15 protein-coding genes are annotated in these 14,942 nt (G+C 62.7%); 9 read left to right on the forward strand and 6 right to left on the reverse strand.

All coding sequences use genetic code 11. The features are described from left to right. Positions 1 to 236: 236 nt before the first annotated feature. The 4 genes from E4487_RS18485 to E4487_RS18500 all read right to left on the reverse strand — a co-directional run bounded on the left by E4487_RS18485 (position 237) and on the right by E4487_RS18500 (position 3,504). Positions 237 to 1,034 (reverse strand): Crp/Fnr family transcriptional regulator, encoded by a 798-nt coding sequence (locus tag E4487_RS18485; protein ID WP_047585437.1) that lies wholly within the window; start codon positions 1,032 to 1,034, stop codon positions 237 to 239. Between the two features lie 105 nt (positions 1,035 to 1,139). Then, on the reverse strand, positions 1,140 to 1,412 hold the full coding sequence (locus E4487_RS18490) for a TfoX/Sxy family protein (RefSeq protein WP_037057288.1): 273 nt from the start codon (positions 1,410 to 1,412) through the stop codon (positions 1,140 to 1,142). A gap of 100 nt (positions 1,413 to 1,512) precedes the next feature. After that, on the reverse strand, positions 1,513 to 1,857 hold the full coding sequence (locus E4487_RS18495) for a pentapeptide repeat-containing protein (protein WP_037057286.1): 345 nt from the start codon (positions 1,855 to 1,857) through the stop codon (positions 1,513 to 1,515). An 84-nt stretch (positions 1,858 to 1,941) separates the two neighbouring features. Further along, positions 1,942 to 3,504 carry a bifunctional aminoglycoside phosphotransferase/ATP-binding protein gene (locus E4487_RS18500; RefSeq protein WP_175254074.1) on the reverse strand — a complete coding sequence of 521 codons (1,563 nt, stop codon included), beginning with the start codon at positions 3,502 to 3,504 and terminating at the stop codon, positions 1,942 to 1,944. Between the two features lie 115 nt (positions 3,505 to 3,619). On the opposite strand from E4487_RS18500, the gene mrcB reads away from it, so the two are divergent. The 3 genes from mrcB to E4487_RS18515 are packed head-to-tail and all read left to right on the forward strand — an operon-like array spanning position 3,620 to position 7,009. Beyond that, on the forward strand, positions 3,620 to 5,938 hold the full coding sequence (gene mrcB / locus E4487_RS18505) for a penicillin-binding protein 1B (protein WP_134675626.1): 2,319 nt from the start codon (positions 3,620 to 3,622) through the stop codon (positions 5,936 to 5,938). 43 nt (positions 5,939 to 5,981) lie between these two features. Beyond that, positions 5,982 to 6,680 carry a tetratricopeptide repeat protein gene (locus E4487_RS18510; protein WP_175254075.1) on the forward strand — a complete coding sequence of 233 codons (699 nt, stop codon included), beginning with the start codon at positions 5,982 to 5,984 and terminating at the stop codon, positions 6,678 to 6,680. Beyond that, entirely contained in the window at positions 6,680 to 7,009 is a 330-nt protein-coding gene (locus tag E4487_RS18515) for a YqcC family protein (RefSeq protein ID WP_037057282.1), read from the forward strand. The genes E4487_RS18510 and E4487_RS18515 overlap by 1 nt, the downstream gene beginning before the upstream one ends. 18 nt (positions 7,010 to 7,027) lie before the next feature. Here E4487_RS18515 and E4487_RS18520 read toward each other — a convergent pair whose 3' ends face one another. Next, positions 7,028 to 7,459 carry a DUF4124 domain-containing protein gene (locus E4487_RS18520; protein ID WP_175254076.1) on the reverse strand — a complete coding sequence of 144 codons (432 nt, stop codon included), beginning with the start codon at positions 7,457 to 7,459 and terminating at the stop codon, positions 7,028 to 7,030. Positions 7,460 to 7,860: 401 nt separating this feature from the next. Here E4487_RS18520 and E4487_RS18525 point away from each other — a divergent pair, with 401 nt between their 5' ends. Both E4487_RS18525 and ilvN read left to right on the forward strand, forming a co-directional pair. Further along, entirely contained in the window at positions 7,861 to 9,585 is a 1,725-nt protein-coding gene (locus E4487_RS18525; protein WP_037057293.1) for an acetolactate synthase 3 large subunit, read from the forward strand. A 1-nt stretch (position 9,586) separates the two neighbouring features. Beyond that, entirely contained in the window at positions 9,587 to 10,078 is a 492-nt protein-coding gene (gene ilvN, locus E4487_RS18530; protein ID WP_037057275.1) for an acetolactate synthase small subunit, read from the forward strand. A gap of 106 nt (positions 10,079 to 10,184) precedes the next feature. Here ilvN and ilvY read toward each other — a convergent pair whose 3' ends face one another. Then, positions 10,185 to 11,066, reverse strand: a complete 882-nt coding sequence (gene ilvY, locus E4487_RS18535; protein WP_134675623.1) for an HTH-type transcriptional activator IlvY — start codon at positions 11,064 to 11,066, stop codon at positions 10,185 to 10,187. A gap of 125 nt (positions 11,067 to 11,191) precedes the next feature. Between ilvY and ilvC the strand changes: the two genes are divergently transcribed. From ilvC to msrQ, 4 genes are all read left to right on the forward strand, one after another. Beyond that, the gene (gene ilvC / locus E4487_RS18540) at positions 11,192 to 12,208 is read left to right on the forward strand and encodes a ketol-acid reductoisomerase (protein ID WP_037057270.1); all 1,017 of its coding nucleotides are present in this window, start codon (positions 11,192 to 11,194) and stop codon (positions 12,206 to 12,208) included. A 147-nt stretch (positions 12,209 to 12,355) separates the two neighbouring features. Continuing rightward, complete coding sequence (gene pssA, locus E4487_RS18545) at positions 12,356 to 13,171, forward strand: CDP-diacylglycerol--serine O-phosphatidyltransferase (RefSeq protein ID WP_037057267.1); 816 nt, start codon at positions 12,356 to 12,358, stop codon at positions 13,169 to 13,171. Between the two features lie 66 nt (positions 13,172 to 13,237). Next, positions 13,238 to 14,248, forward strand: a complete 1,011-nt coding sequence (gene msrP, locus E4487_RS18550) for a protein-methionine-sulfoxide reductase catalytic subunit MsrP (protein WP_175254077.1) — start codon at positions 13,238 to 13,240, stop codon at positions 14,246 to 14,248. Next, positions 14,248 to 14,874: a protein-methionine-sulfoxide reductase heme-binding subunit MsrQ gene (msrQ, locus tag E4487_RS18555; RefSeq protein ID WP_175254078.1), complete on the forward strand. Its 627-nt coding sequence runs from the start codon at positions 14,248 to 14,250 to the stop codon at positions 14,872 to 14,874. The genes msrP and msrQ overlap by 1 nt, the downstream gene beginning before the upstream one ends. Positions 14,875 to 14,942: the final 68 nt, after the last annotated feature.

Here is a 14,942-nt window from a genome sequence, read left to right on the forward strand (position 1 = left end):
AGCCGGGTCAATAACCGTGATTAGCCTGATGAGGAGATAATCTGAAGAGTCCGACTGAATGGTCTCTTTAGCTTATCGGCTGATCTCGCGATCAGTTGAGGTAATAATAACAATTCTCATTTTCATGTCAACGCCTTTTGAGAATTTTTCTCGAAAACGGACGGCGGCCGCGATGAGCCTGCCCATGAACGCAAAACCCCGGCATCTGGCCGGGGTTTTCTGTCGGGAGGCGATGATCAGGATTCGCCAGGCTGGCGCAGCTGGGTGATTTCCTTGTTCAGCAGGTCGATGCGGCGGGCCATGCTCTCGATCAGGCTATGGGCGATGCGCGGGTTGCTCTGCATCAGGCTGAGGAACTGCTCCTTGGGGATCACCATCACCGTGCAGGGTTCGCTGGCGATGACCGTGGCGCTGCGTTTCTCGCGGGTGAACACCGCCATGGCTCCGAATATCTCGTCCTTCTGCACGTCGCCGACCCGCTGGCCGTCGACATAGGCTTCGGCGTGGCCTTCGATGATGATGAACACGTGGTCGGCTTCATCGCCCTGATGGATCAGTTCCTCGCCAGCGGCAAAGTGCTGGAAGCCGGTGGCCGGACGGATTTCCGGCTGCTTGAGACGCGCCAGGGCGTCGGACAGCAGCGCCGTGTGACCGATCAGGTAGTGGATGAATTGTTCCTGGCGTTGCTCGTCGGCGTGAATGTGCTGGAACACTTCGCTGCGCGAGAAGGGAATCAGGCTGATGGGCTCTTCGCTGCTGTAGCGGCAGCTGGGCAGGTCGATCCCCTGGCGCAGGCCGACCAGATCGCCTTCCTGCAGGTAGAACAGCGGACGCTCGTCGACCACCGCGTGGAGCAGGCCGCTCTCGATGATGAACAGCTGGTTGCCCGGCAGCACCCGCGCCAGATCGTCGACTCGCTCCAGGCGAAGCGCTTCGCCTGCGGGTTGCAGCCCTTCCAGCAAGTGAGTGGGGATACTCTGCAGGCGATTGATCAACTGATCGGCGTAGGCCGGTTGCTCCCCGAGTAAATACATAACCGTAATTCCTTGAACTGGCTGGGCTGGCTGACCACACGAAGGTCCCTGAAACAATAGGCTGCGGCGGCGTTCGAGTAAATCACCTTGCGCTCGTGTTGTGAGCTAGCTCTTGTTGCAGGTCTGGGCTTCGTCCAGCTTGCCGTTCAGTTCTGCCTTGTGCGCAGGCGGAAGTTCATTCCAGTGCACGTCGAGCAGGGCGCCCTCGATGGCGTAGAGCAGCACCTTGGAGGCACGAAACCCACGGGCTCGCACGGCCCGGTAGGCCCCGACGGCACCGTAGCGACGCAGGTCGTTGGCGCTGTGGATGCCCACGGCGTGAAGCCATTGCGCCGAGGTCTTGCCCAGGTTCTTCAGGTGTTGCAGTTCGTCGTTCATCAGGCCTCCATGCGTGCGGCTGAAAATCACGTTGGCATGCCTGCTACTCAGTGTAGCGGCCAATTGCCTTGGTGCTTTTTGCGTCGCTACATCTGCGCAGTCACTTCGTGCGATAGCGCAAGCGTGTGCCGAAGTTCACCGACATGAGGATCTCGTCCGCAGTCAGTTCGACGGGAAAGTAGGCGCCGGAAATCTGCGCGTGCGCCAGGCTCGCGCCTTCTATCCTGGCGTTGCGCAAGTCCAGGCCGCGCAGGTCGGCGCCACGGAAGTAGGCGTCGGTGAAGTTGATGCTTTCGGTGTCCAGATTGCGCAGGTCCAGGCCACGAAAGTCGCCGCCGGACAGGTCGACCTCGACGCCCTTGGGCTTCTGCGCATTGAAGCCTTGCACGTCGTCGTTATGCAGGAGGTGATAGAGCGGATGATCGAGCTGGCGTGGCTGACTCATGGCAGATACCGGTAGTGGTGTCACCGGCAGTATAGAAGCCCTGCCAGGCTTTGCCCGGCAGGGTGTGGCCAACCTCTGATGGGCTCAGATGCCGGGCAGGCGCTGGCGAATCTGCTCGACCAGGCCGTCGAGGCTGGCGCTGTCATGCGTGTCGACGCGCTTGCTGTGGCTCAGCTCTTCGCTGCTGAGCGCTTCGCGACCGGCCTGCTGGGCCTTGATGACGTCCAGGGTCGCATCGGAAGGGTCCGTGCCCTCGCTTTGCCGTTGCTCCAGCCAGCCGGCGATCACCGCCTCGGGCGCATGGCAGTCGAGAATCAGGAACGGCGCGCCAAGCTCCTCGGCGACTTCGCTGGCTGCCTCGCGCTGAGCCGCCTTGAGGTAGGTGGCATCGATCACCACCGGGAAACCGGCCTGCAGGATCTGGCGGGCCAGCTGGTGCAGGTGGGTGTAGGTCGCCTGGCTGGCGTCCTCGCTGTAGATGCCGGCAGCCAGCTTGTCCTTGGCTGCGGCGTTCTGCTCGCCGAACAGGCGCTTGCGCTCGACGTCGGAACGCAGGCGAATGGTGCCCAGCGCTTCGACCAGGCGCATGGCCACGTGGCTCTTGCCGACGGCCGACACGCCGTGGGTGATGGCCAGGAACGGCGAGGGGATGGCGCTGTAGCTCTCGGCCAGGGCGGCATAGCCGCGGTACTGGCGGAGAATGACGGCGCGCTGCACCGGGTCCTGCTCCTGGCCCAGGCGGAACAGGGCGACCTTGCCACGCACCATGGCGCGATAGGCCTTGTAGAAATTCAGCAGGTGCAGGGCAGCGTAGTCACCCGTGTGTTCCAGCCAGCCACTGATGAAGCGGCGTGCCAGGCACTTGAGGCCACGGTCCTCGAGGTCCATCGCCAGGAAGCCGATGTCCGCGGTGACGTCGGTCATGCGGAAGGGTTCGTTGAATTCGATGCAGTCGAACAGCACCACGCGGCCATCGATCTGTGCCGCGTTGCCCAGGTGGATGTCGCCATGGCACTCACGGATGAAGCCCTGTGCCTTGCGCTCCGCCAGCAGCGGTTGCAGGCGATCGTAGCTCGACTGCGCCCAGGCCTCGAGTGCGTCGAGTTGCTGCAGGTCGTTCGCATCGCTGAGCATCGGGCGAATCTGCTCGAAGTTCTGCTGCACCGGTGCCATCACCGCCTCGGCGCTGCCCAGTGGGTGATCCTGAGGCACGACGGGGGCGTCCATGTGGAATCTGGCAATCTGCTCGGCAAGGGCGTCGATGTGGGCGTCGCCCAGCTCGCCGCGTGCCTGGATGGCGCTGAGCAGTTGCTCCTGGGGGAACTGGCGCATCTTCAGCGCGTATTCGATGGCCGGTGTGCTGCCGTCGAGGCTGGGAGCGTCTTCGCTGCCACCGATGGCCACGACTTCCAGGTACAGGTCCTGGGTCAGGCGCTGGTTGAGGCGCAGCTCTTCTTCACAGAAATGTCGACGTGCGTCGAGCTCGGTGAAGTCGAGAAAACCGAAGTTGACCGGCTTTTTGATCTTGTAGGCATGCTTGCCAGTGAGCAAAACCCAGGAAATGTGGGTCTCAATCACCTGAAACCCTTCCACGGGATGCGGATACAGGGCCGGGTTCTGCAATGCGGCAATCAGGGCTTGGCTCACGTTCGATCCTTGTTCTAGACGCTGTTCGAGCTGGGCATTATGGCCGCTGTGAGCTGCTCTGCAAACTGTCCGGGCGACGCTGCTGGCCCCTATCTAAAGTGCGTATAATTCCGCCATGACTCGAAAACGTTCTCCCCGCTCAAAGAAAAAGTCCCGCTCATCCGCTCTGCGTCCCTGGTTCGCCTGGGGTGTCAAGCTCGGCTTGGTCGGTCTGGTCATCCTGGCCGGTTTTGCCGTCTATCTCGATGCCGTCGTGCAGGAGAAATTCTCCGGCAAGCGCTGGACGGTGCCGGCGAAGGTCTATGCCCGACCGCTGGAACTGTTCGTCGGGCAGAAACTGGCCAAGAACGACTTCCTGCGCGAACTCGATGCGCTGGGCTATCGCCGTGAAAGCGTGGTCAACGGTCCGGGGGCGGTGTCGGTCGCCGGCAACAACATCGAGCTGCACAGCCGCGGTTTTCAGTTCTACGAAGGCGCCGAGCCGTCGCAGCGAGTCCGGGTGCGCTTTTCCGGGGACTATGTCGCCGGCCTGAACAAGGGCGATGGCGGCGATCTGGCCGTGGCGCGGCTCGAGCCGCTGCTGATCGGCGGTCTGTACCCGGCGCATCAGGAGGATCGCATCCTGATCAAGCTGGATCAGGTTCCGGCCTATCTGATCGACGCGCTGGTGGCGGTGGAAGACCGCGACTACTTCGATCACTTCGGTGTTTCCCCCAAGGGGATCGCCCGTGCGCTGTGGATCAACGCCACCTCCGGGCGCCTGGTGCAGGGCGGTAGTACCCTGACCCAGCAGCTGGTGAAGAACTTCTATCTGAACAACGAGCGTACCCTGGCGCGCAAGGCCACCGAAGCCATGATGGCGGTGCTGCTCGAGCTGCATTACGACAAGCGCGAGATCCTCGAAGCCTACATGAACGAGGTGTTTCTCGGTCAGGATGGCCAGCGCGCGGTACACGGTTTCGGCCTGGCCAGTCAGTACTTCTTCAGCCAGCCCATTTCCGAGCTGAAGCTGGAGCAGGTGGCGTTGCTGGTGGGCATGGTCAAGGGGCCGACCTACTACAACCCCCGGCGCAACCCCGAGCGTGCGATGACCCGGCGCAACCTGGTGCTCGACCTGCTGGCCGAGCAGGGCACGATCACCGCCGAGGAAGCCGCCGCGGCCAAGCAGAAGCCGCTGGGCGTCACCACCCGTGGCAGCATGGCCGACAGCTCGTTCCCGGCCTTCCTCGACCTGGTCAAGCGCCAGCTGCGCGAGGATTACCGGGAGCAGGACCTGACCGAAGAGGGCCTACGCATCTTCACCAGCTTCGACCCGATCCTGCAGCTCAAGGCCGAAGAGGCGCTGGCGGAAACGCTGAAGCGCCTGGCCGGGCGCAAGGGGGTCGACCAGGTGCAGGCCGGCATGGTGGTGACCAATCCCGAGACGGGTGAGGTGCAGGCGCTGATCGGCAGCCGCCAGCCACGCTTCGCCGGGTTCAACCGTGCAATGGATGCCGTGCGCCCCATCGGCTCGCTGATCAAACCCGCCATCTACCTGTCCGCGCTGGAGCGTCCCAGCCAGTACACGCTGACCAGCTGGCTGGAGGACGAGCCGTTCTCCATCAAGGGCCAGGATGGTCAGGTCTGGACGCCGCAGAACTACGACCGCAAGGCGCACGGCACGATCTACCTGTACCAGGGGCTGGCGCATTCCTACAACCTGTCCACGGCCAAGCTCGGCCTGGAGATCGGTGTGCCGAACGTGCTCAAGACCCTGGAGCGACTGGGTGTCGAGCGCAAGTGGCCGGCTTATCCTTCGATGCTCCTCGGGGCCGGAGCGCTGACGCCGATGGAAGTCGCTGGGATGTATCAGACCCTGGCCAACGGTGGCTTCAACACCCCGTTGCGCGGTATCCGCAGCGTGCTCACCGCCGAAGGCGAGCCGCTCGGTCGTTACCCGTTCAAGATCCAGCAGCGCTTCGATCCGGGGGCCATCTACCTGGTGCAGAACGCCATGCAGCGCACCATGCGCGAGGGCACGGGGCGCTCGGTGTACAGCCAGCTGCCCCGCTCGTTGAACCTGGCCGGCAAGACCGGTACCAGCAACGACTCGCGTGACAGCTGGTTCGCCGGCTTCAGTCAGGACCTGCTCTCTGTCGTCTGGCTGGGGCGCGATGACAACGGTCCCACCCCGCTGACCGGTGCAACCGGTGCGCTGCAGGTCTGGACGGGATTCATGCGCAAGGCCGATCCGTTGCCGCTGGACATGCCCATGCCGGATAACGTCACCCTGGCCTGGGTGGATCGCCAGACCGGTCTCGGCTCGGCGTCGGGCTGCCCGGATGCGGTGCAGATGCCTTATATTCGCGGCAGTGAACCCAGTCCTGGCTCCGCCTGCGGTATTCAGGCGCCCGTGGAGTCGGTGATGGACTGGGTGCGGGGCTGGTTGGATTGACGGCCGGGGTGCGTTCCCTGGCGTGAGCTGAAGAGGATTGGATGTGAACAAGAAGTGGCTTGTGGCCTTGCTGGCAACGACGACCCTGGCAGGCTGTAGTACGGTGCCGCGTGGCTCGATTCCCGTCGTCGATGCGGGCACGCCGCTGTCGGCTGGTCGTGTCTCCGATAACGCCGCCTCCGCGCCTGCCGGTGCGCAGTCGCAGCCGTTCGAAGAGGATTCCGGCGTGGTGGTGATGGTACCTCAGGGCGCCGCTTCCACGCCGTTGCAGACCGGGCCGCAGGGCGCTCCCGCCAACGGTGGGCTGACCTTCGACGAGCCGCCGGTGAGCATGGGGCAGGGCGGCTTCGACTCGTCCTCCGTGCCGAGTGCGCCCAGCGGCATTCCCAGCGGTGGTGGCCTGGCGGCCGACGAGCAGCTGGATGGGCCGGTCCTGGCGCTGCTGACCACCGCGCAGCAGCAGCAGGGCGGTGGTGATCTCAATGGCGCCGCCTCGAGTCTCGAGCGCGCCCAGCGTATCGCGCCGCGTGAGCCGCAGGTGCTCTACCGCCTGGCCGAGGTGCGCCTGGCGCAGGGCGATGCGGCTCAGGCCGAACAGTTCGCCCGTCGCGGCCTGACCTATGCCAGTGGCCGTCCTGCCCTGCAGGCCAGTTTGTGGAACCTGATTGCCCAGGCGCGTGAGCGGCAGGGCGACTCCGCTGGCGCGGCGCAGGCCCGTGAGCGCGCGCGGGTGAGTCTCTGATGGATGCACGAGTGAATGCGCTGGCCGAGCATCTGCTGCTCATCGAGCGTGAGTTGCGCGTACTGGGCTGGTGGCAGGAGCAGGCGCCCAGCGCCGCGGCGCTGGCCAGCCAGGAGCCGTTCTGTGTCGACACCCTGACCTTCGAGCAGTGGTTGCAGTGGATCTTCCTGCCGCGGATGAAACAGTTGCTGGAGGCGGATGCGGCCTTGCCATCGGTGTCGGGAATCCAGCCGATGGCCGAGATGGTGTACCGCGAGCAGTCGGGTGTCACCCGTCGCTTGCTGGAGCTGCTGGGTGAGTTCGATCGCCTGTTGACGCGCACGTCCTGAGGACGCGCGCGTCCGGTGTCACTTGCAGGTTTCGGTGATGGACTTCTTCAGTTCGCTGATGCGTTCCTGACGCTCGTTCTCGTCGATGCGGCGCAGCTCGCCTTCCACCTCGACCCGCACGCGCGGATTGTTTTCCAGCTGGGCCAGGTTGGTGCGGGCCTCTTCACAGTATTTCTTGCGCTCGGCTTCCTGCTTCGCCACGTCCTGCTTGACCTTCTTGTCGATGGCCGCCTGCTCGGGATCGGCTTGCTCGACGCTCGGTGCCGGCGCGCTGGGTGCCGGGCGCGGTGGCGGTGCAGAGGTATTGATGGTGGTGGACTGCTGGCCCTGGGGCGGTTGTGCGCCGAAGTGGGTCACGCCGTTGTCGTCCACCCACTTGTAGACCTGGCTGGCCATTGCGGTTGCGCTCAGGGCGAGCATCAGACTGCCCGTTAGAATCATGTGGCGCATGCTGTTTCCTTTGTCGAGAGCTGCGGTACTGCTGGTTACTATAACCAAAAGCCAGGGATCTTCATCCTGCGCTGCGTCACAGCCGCACTTCGAATAATAGGTCAAGCATCTCTTGACTTGCCTTCGTCGAACCCGAACAATCCAGCCTTCCCCGTAGTGGAGTCCGCCGCAAGCGTCCTCCAGCTCGGGGGAAAGAGGCGCTACCCGCGCCGAACCGTGACACCCGCAACGCGTTACCTCGCGCTGGGAGGGCCAGCCCCGCAAGACCATGGGCTGCTCCGTTACTCGTCAAGCTGATGTTCCGAATCCACGATCACCGTCGTGCGTGTCCGCTGACAGTAAGAACCTACTTAGGGCTACCCGTTGGCGGGTGGCATACTGGCGTTCAAGAGGTGAACAACGTGGAGCTTTTATCCGGCGCTGAAATGGTCGTCCGCTTCCTGCGTGACGAAGGCGTTAAGCACATCTATGGGTACCCTGGCGGTGCTCTCCTGCATATCTACGATGCCCTGTTCAAAGAACCGGAAGTGACCCATATCCTGGTGCGTCACGAACAGGCTGCGACCCACATGGCTGACGGCTATGCCCGTGCCACCGGCAAGGCCGGCGTGGTGCTGGTGACTTCCGGCCCGGGCGCGACCAATGCGATTACCGGCATTGCCACTGCCTACATGGACTCCATCCCGATGGTGGTGATCTCCGGCCAGGTGCCGAGCGCCATGGTCGGCACCGATGCCTTCCAGGAAACCGACATGGTCGGTATTTCCCGTCCGATTGTGAAGCACAGCTTCATCATCAAGCACCCGTCGGAAATCCCCGAGGTGCTGAAGAAGGCTTTCTATCTCGCCGAGTCCGGTCGTCCGGGGCCGGTGGTGGTGGACATCCCCAAAGACATGGGCGATCCCACCCAGAAGTTCGAATACGTGTACCCGAAGAAGGTCAAGCTGCGGTCGTACAGCCCGGCCGTTCGCGGTCACTCCGGGCAGATCCGCAAGGCAGCCGAGATGCTGCTGGCGGCCAAGCGCCCGGTGATGTACTCCGGTGGTGGCGTGATCATGGGTGGCGCCTCCGCGCCGCTGACCGAGCTGGCGCAGATGCTCAACCTGCCGGTGACCAATACCCTGATGGGCCTGGGCGGCTATCCGGGCACCGACCGCCAGTTCCTCGGCATGCTCGGCATGCACGGCAGCTACACCGCCAACCTGGCCATGCACCACGCCGATGTGATCCTCGCCGTGGGTGCGCGCTTCGATGACCGCGTGATCAACGGCGCGGCCAAGTTCTGCCCGAACGCCAAGATCATCCATATCGATATCGACCCGGCTTCGATCTCCAAGACCATCAAGGCCGACATCCCGATCGTGGGCCCGGTGGACAGCGTGCTGACCGAGATGGTCGCCATCCTCAAGGAAATCGGTGAGACCCCGAACAAGGACACCGTGGCCAGCTGGTGGAAGCAGATCGACGAGTGGCGCGGTAGCGGCCGCCTGTTCCCCTACAACGAGGGCGACGGCTCGATCATCAAGCCGCAGAGCGTGATCGAAACCCTGTGCGAAGTGACCCGTGGCGATGCCTACGTCACCTCCGATGTCGGTCAGCACCAGATGTTCGCGGCGCAGTACTACCGCTTCAACAAGCCCAATCGCTGGATCAACTCCGGTGGCCTGGGCACCATGGGCTTCGGTTTCCCTGCCGCCATGGGCATCAAGCTGAACTTCCCGGACGCCGACGTGGCGTGCGTGACTGGCGAAGGCAGCATCCAGATGAACATTCAGGAACTGTCGACCTGCCTGCAGTACGACCTGCCGGTGAAGATCGTCAACCTGAACAACGGTGCGCTGGGCATGGTCCGCCAATGGCAGGACATGCAGTACAACAGCCGTTATTCGCACTCCTACATGGAGTCGCTGCCCGACTTCGTCAAGCTGGCCGAGGCCTATGGCCACGTCGGCATGCGCATCACCCAGCTCAAGGACCTCAAGTCCGGTCTGGAAGAAGCCTTCGCCATGAAGGATCGCCTGGTGTTCCTCGACATTGCCGTGGACGACAGCGAGCACGTCTATCCGATGCAGATCAGAGACGGTGCGATGCGTGACATGTGGCTGAGCAAGACGGAGCGGACCTAAGATGCGACATATCATTTCCCTGTTGCTGGAAAACGAACCGGGCGCACTGTCCCGCGTGGTCGGTCTGTTCTCGCAGCGCAACTACAACATCGAAAGCCTTACCGTTGCGCCCACCGAGGATCCGACGCTGTCGCGCCTGACCCTGACCACGGTGGGGCATGACGAGGTCATCGAGCAGATCACCAAGAACCTCAACAAGCTGGTCGAAGTGGTGAAGCTGGTCAACCTGTCGGAGAGCGCTCATATCGAGCGCGAACTGATGCTGGTCAAGATCAAGGCCACCGGCGCCCAGCGCGCCGAGGTCAAACGCACCACCGACATCTTCCGCGGCCAGATCGTGGATGTGACCAGCAGCGTCTACACCGTGCAGCTGACCGGCACCAGCGACAAGCTGGACAGCTTCATCCAGGCCATCGGCACCGCGTCGATCCTGGAGACGGTACGCAGTGGCGTCACAGGTATCTCGCGTGGCGACAAGGTACTGAGTATCTGAAGTAGCCTGAGTGTCCTGCTGAACAGAAGCCCCGCCTCGTGCGGGGCTTTTTCATGGTCAAAGGTGTGGTCGCCAGTGACATGCCTGGCCGGGCGTCTGCCCGAATTCAGCGCTGGCGGTTCCAGAACGCGGCGATCAACGGGTCCTTGAGGCGCTTCTCCAGGGCGAACAGACCGATGTCATACGCGGCCAGCGGCGGCTGAATATCGTAGATACGGATGCGTGCGGTCAGCGGGCTGTTGTCGAGCACGATCTGCGGCACCACGCCGATACCGAAGCCCAGGCTGACCATGCTGACGATGGCCTCGTTGCCGCTCACCTGGGCATAGATACGCGGCTTGATGTTATGGCTTTTCAGCCAGCGATCCGTGCGCGTGCGCGCCAGCCCTTCCTCCGAGAGAATCATCGGCACGTCCTTCCAGCTGTCCGCCGTGGGCTGCCGGAGTTGCTCGTCGCTCAGCAATTGCGGGGATTGCGGGCCGATGAAGCGCAGCTCCGAGCGAGTGATCGACTGGAAATCGACCCCCGCCGGCAGGTTGTTCGGGCGCGCACCGATGGCGAGGTCCTCGAGCCCTTGTTGCACCCGTTCCACGGCTTTCGCCGGATCGCCGGTGTGCAGCTTCATCTCGATGCGAGGGTAGTCCTGACGGAAGCTGCTGAGGATGTCGTAGAGAAAGCTGTAGCTCGCAGTGACCGAGCAGTACAGGGACAGCTCGCCGTGCAGGCTCTGCTGGTCCTGCATGAAGGTCTGACGGATGGCCTGCCAGCCATTCATGACATCGCTGGCGTACTCGCGAAACTGTTGCCCCTCGCGTGTCAGGCGCACGGAGCGGTTGTCGCGCACGAACAGCGTCGCGCCCAGTTCTTCCTCCAGCTGCTTGATGCTGCGGCTGAGCGCGGACGGACTGACGTGCTGTTCACGGCTGGTCTTGCCGAAGTGCAGGTTGTCGGCCAGGGAAAGAAAGAGCCTGAGAGAGTGACTGTCCATGTGTGTTTCAGATATCGGCACGTTGTGTTGCAAATATATCATTTTACGCAACGGGATAGATCACATAAGGTTTCTCTGTCGCGGTGCTTGCACCCCATCCCTTTCGATTCAGAAGAGCCAAGAACATGAAAGTTTATTACGACAAAGATTGCGACCTCTCCATCATCCAGGGCAAGAAAGTCGCCATCATCGGTTACGGCTCCCAGGGCCACGCTCAGGCCTGCAACCTGAAGGACTCCGGTGTCGACGTCACCATCGGTCTGCGCAAAGGCTCCGCGACCGTAGCCAAGGCCGAAGCTCACGGCCTGAAAGTGACCGACGTCGCCAGCGCCGTTGCCGCTGCCGATCTGGTCATGATCCTGACCCCGGACGAATTCCAGGGCCAGCTGTACAAGAACGAGATCGAGCCGAACATCAAGCAGGGCGCTACCCTGGCCTTCTCCCACGGCTTCGCCATCCACTACAACCAGGTCGTACCGCGTGCCGACCTCGACGTGATCATGATCGCGCCGAAGGCTCCGGGCCACACCGTACGCACCGAGTTCGTCAAGGGCGGCGGCATCCCTGATCTGATCGCCGTTTACCAGGACGCTTCCGGCAACGCCAAGAATGTTGCCCTGTCCTACGCTTCGGGCGTTGGTGGCGGCCGTACCGGCATCATCGAAACCACCTTCAAGGACGAGACCGAAACCGACCTGTTCGGTGAGCAGGCTGTTCTCTGTGGTGGCACCGTCGAACTGGTCAAGGCCGGTTTCGAAACCCTGGTCGAAGCCGGTTATGCGCCGGAAATGGCCTACTTCGAGTGCTTGCACGAACTGAAGCTGATCGTTGACCTCATGTACGAAGGCGGCATCGCCAACATGAACTACTCGATCTCCAACAACGCCGAGTACGGCGAGTACGTCACCGGTCCGGAAGTGATCAACGCCGAATCCCGCCAGGCCATGCGCAACGCCCTGAAGCGCATCCAGGACGGCGAGTACGCCAAGATGTTCATCAGCGAAGGTGCCACTGGCTACCCGTCGATGACTGCCAAGCGTCGTAACAACGCTGCGCACGGCATCGAAGTGATCGGTGAGCAACTGCGCGGCATGATGCCGTGGATCGCTGCCAACAAGATCGTCGACAAGACCAAGAACTAAGGTCTGCGATGTGCGAAAGAACGCGGCTTTATGCCGCGTTTTTTCGTTCTGCGGCGAGGCTTCTGGTATAAAGCCTGCTCGCTTGGTGGCGAACTGAGTCCAGTCGCCCCGGTTGAAATTCGTCAAACCCGTTGCAAGGTGCTGTTCATGAGTGAAGGTCCCGAGGATCAAAAGCCGGCCGGCGACAATCTGGAAAGCCTGCTGCCGATCGACGAGCACATAGAGGAAGGGCAGGACGCCGAAGGGCGCAAAGTTCGTCACCGCGGCATCTACCTGCTGCCCAATCTGTTCACCACGGCAAACCTGTTCGCCGGTTTCTACTCCATCATCAACGCGATGAACGGCAACTTCTACGTCGCTGCCGCCACGGTGTTCGTCGCCATGGTGCTCGACAGCCTGGATGGCCGAGTTGCACGACTGACCAACACGCAGAGCGCCTTCGGCGCCGAGTACGACTCGCTCTCGGACATGGTCGCCTTCGGCGTCGCTCCCGCACTGCTGGCGTTCGAGTGGGCCCTGGGCAGCATGGGCAAGGTCGGCTGGATGGTCGCCTTCATCTATGTCGCCGGTGCGGCGCTGCGCCTGGCGCGCTTCAACACGCAGATCGGCAGCGTCGACAAGCGCTACTTCATCGGCCTGGCCAGTCCGGCGGCGGCGGGTGTGGTTGCCGGCACCGTCTGGGCCTTCAGCGATTTCGGTATCAAGGGCTCGAACATGTCCTTCGCCGTCGCGCTGCTGGTGGCTGCCGCCGGCTGCCTGATGGTCAGCAACATCAAGTACTACAGCTTCAAGGACCTCGACCTGAAAGGGCGTGTGCCGTTCGTGGCCATCCTGGCGGTGGTCCTGGTATTCGCCGTGGTGTTCAGCGACCCGCCGCGTATCCTGCTGCTGATCTTCCTCGCCTATGCGGTGTCCGGGCCGATCCAGTACCTGTTGCAGTTGCGTCGTCGCAAATCCGTCTGACGGTGTAATTTCTCCTCTACTCCGTGGTCTACAGTTCGTTTCTCGAACTGTAGTCGCGGGGTTGCCATGCTCATCCGAGTTCCTTATTCCTCTCGGGCTCTCGAGTCCGAAGTCACGCCCGAGTCCGTTTACCTGTCCCGTCGCAAGCTGATGCAGGGCTCGCTGGCGCTGGCGGCCATGGCTGCGATGCCGGGCTGGGCAAGCGCCGAGCCGCAGGGCGTCTATGCCGATGTCGAGCCGGCGAAGGCGCCCGGCTGGTTCGACGAGAAACTGTCGGCCACGCGCTGGCAGGCGATGACCGTCGAAGGGGAGAGCATCACGCCCTTCAGGGACGCGACCCACTACAACAACTTCTACGAGTTCGGGACCGGCAAGGGCGATCCTGCCGCCAGGGCCGGCTCGCTGCAGGTCGAGCCCTGGAGCGTGACGGTCGATGGCGAGGTGGGCAAGCCGGGGCGCTATGCCATCGAAGACCTGGTCAAGCCTCATGCATTCGAAGAGCGCATCTACCGGCTGCGCTGTGTCGAGGCCTGGTCCATGGTCATTCCCTGGCTGGGTTTCCCCCTGGCTGATCTGCTCAAGCAGGTCGAGCCGACCTCCTCGGCGCGTTACGTGCGTTTCGAAACGCTGGTGGACCATGAGCACATGCCGGGGCAGCGCTCGGGCTTTTCCCTGATCGACTGGCCTTATGTAGAAGGCTTGCGCATGGACGAGGCCATGCACCCGCTGGCCTTCATGGCCGTCGGCATGTATGGGCGGGTACTGCCCCATCAGAACGGTGCGCCGTTGCGTCTGGTGGTGCCCTGGAAATATGGCTTCAAGAGCATCAAGTCGATCGTGCGCATCAGCCTGGTGGCCGAGGCGCCCGCGACTACTTGGGAGCGCATCGCGCCGAACGAGTACGGCTTCTATGCCAACGTCAATCCGCAGGTCGATCACCCGCGCTGGTCGCAGGCCACCGAGCGCAGGCTGCCCAGTGGGCTGTTCAGTCCGAACGTGATCGATACCCGGATGTTCAACGGCTATGACGAGGTGGCCGAGCTGTATGCCGGGATGGACCTGGCGAGGTACTACTGATGCGTTATCGATTCTGGCGTGTCGGCGTGTTCCTGGTCGCCTCGGCACCGCCGCTTTACTGGTTGTATCTGGCGCTGTTCGGCCTGCTCGGGCCTGATCCCGGCAAGACCCTGGTGGACAACCTGGGGCTGGGTGCTCTGATTCTGCTGTTGATCACGCTGGCCATGACTCCCTTGCAGCAGCTCAGCCGCTGGGCGGGATGGATCGCCGTGCGCCGCCAGCTCGGGTTGTGGTGCTTCACCTATGTCACCCTGCATCTTTCGGGGTACGTGTTGTTCATTGCCGGGCTGCGCCTGGATCTGGTGCTGCGCGATCTCTACGAGCGCCCATACATCATTGTCGGTGCGCTGGCGTTTCTTGGTTTGCTGGCACTGGCTGTGACCTCCAACCGTTTCAGCATCAGAAAGCTGGGGCGCAAGTGGAAGGCACTGCATCGTCTGGTCTACGGCATTCTGCTGCTGGCGCTGTTGCATATGCTCTGGGTCGTCCGGGCGGACCTGGGAGAGTGGCTGGCCTATGCCCTCATCGGTGGGGCGCTGTTGGCGATGCGCTTCAGTGTCGTGGCGAAGGCATTGCAGCGTGCAGGGACCGGCCTGCGTGAAAATCCGAAGAAAGTTGCAATTTAAGCTTGACGCGCGTTCTGTGGGTTGTAGAATGCGCGCCACTTCAGCGATGAAGCTCTTCGAAAACTTCT

The sequence above is a fragment of the Pseudomonas sp. BMW13 genome (assembly GCF_013357275.1).
GTDB classification, from domain to species: domain Bacteria; phylum Pseudomonadota; class Gammaproteobacteria; order Pseudomonadales; family Pseudomonadaceae; genus Aquipseudomonas; species Aquipseudomonas khazarica.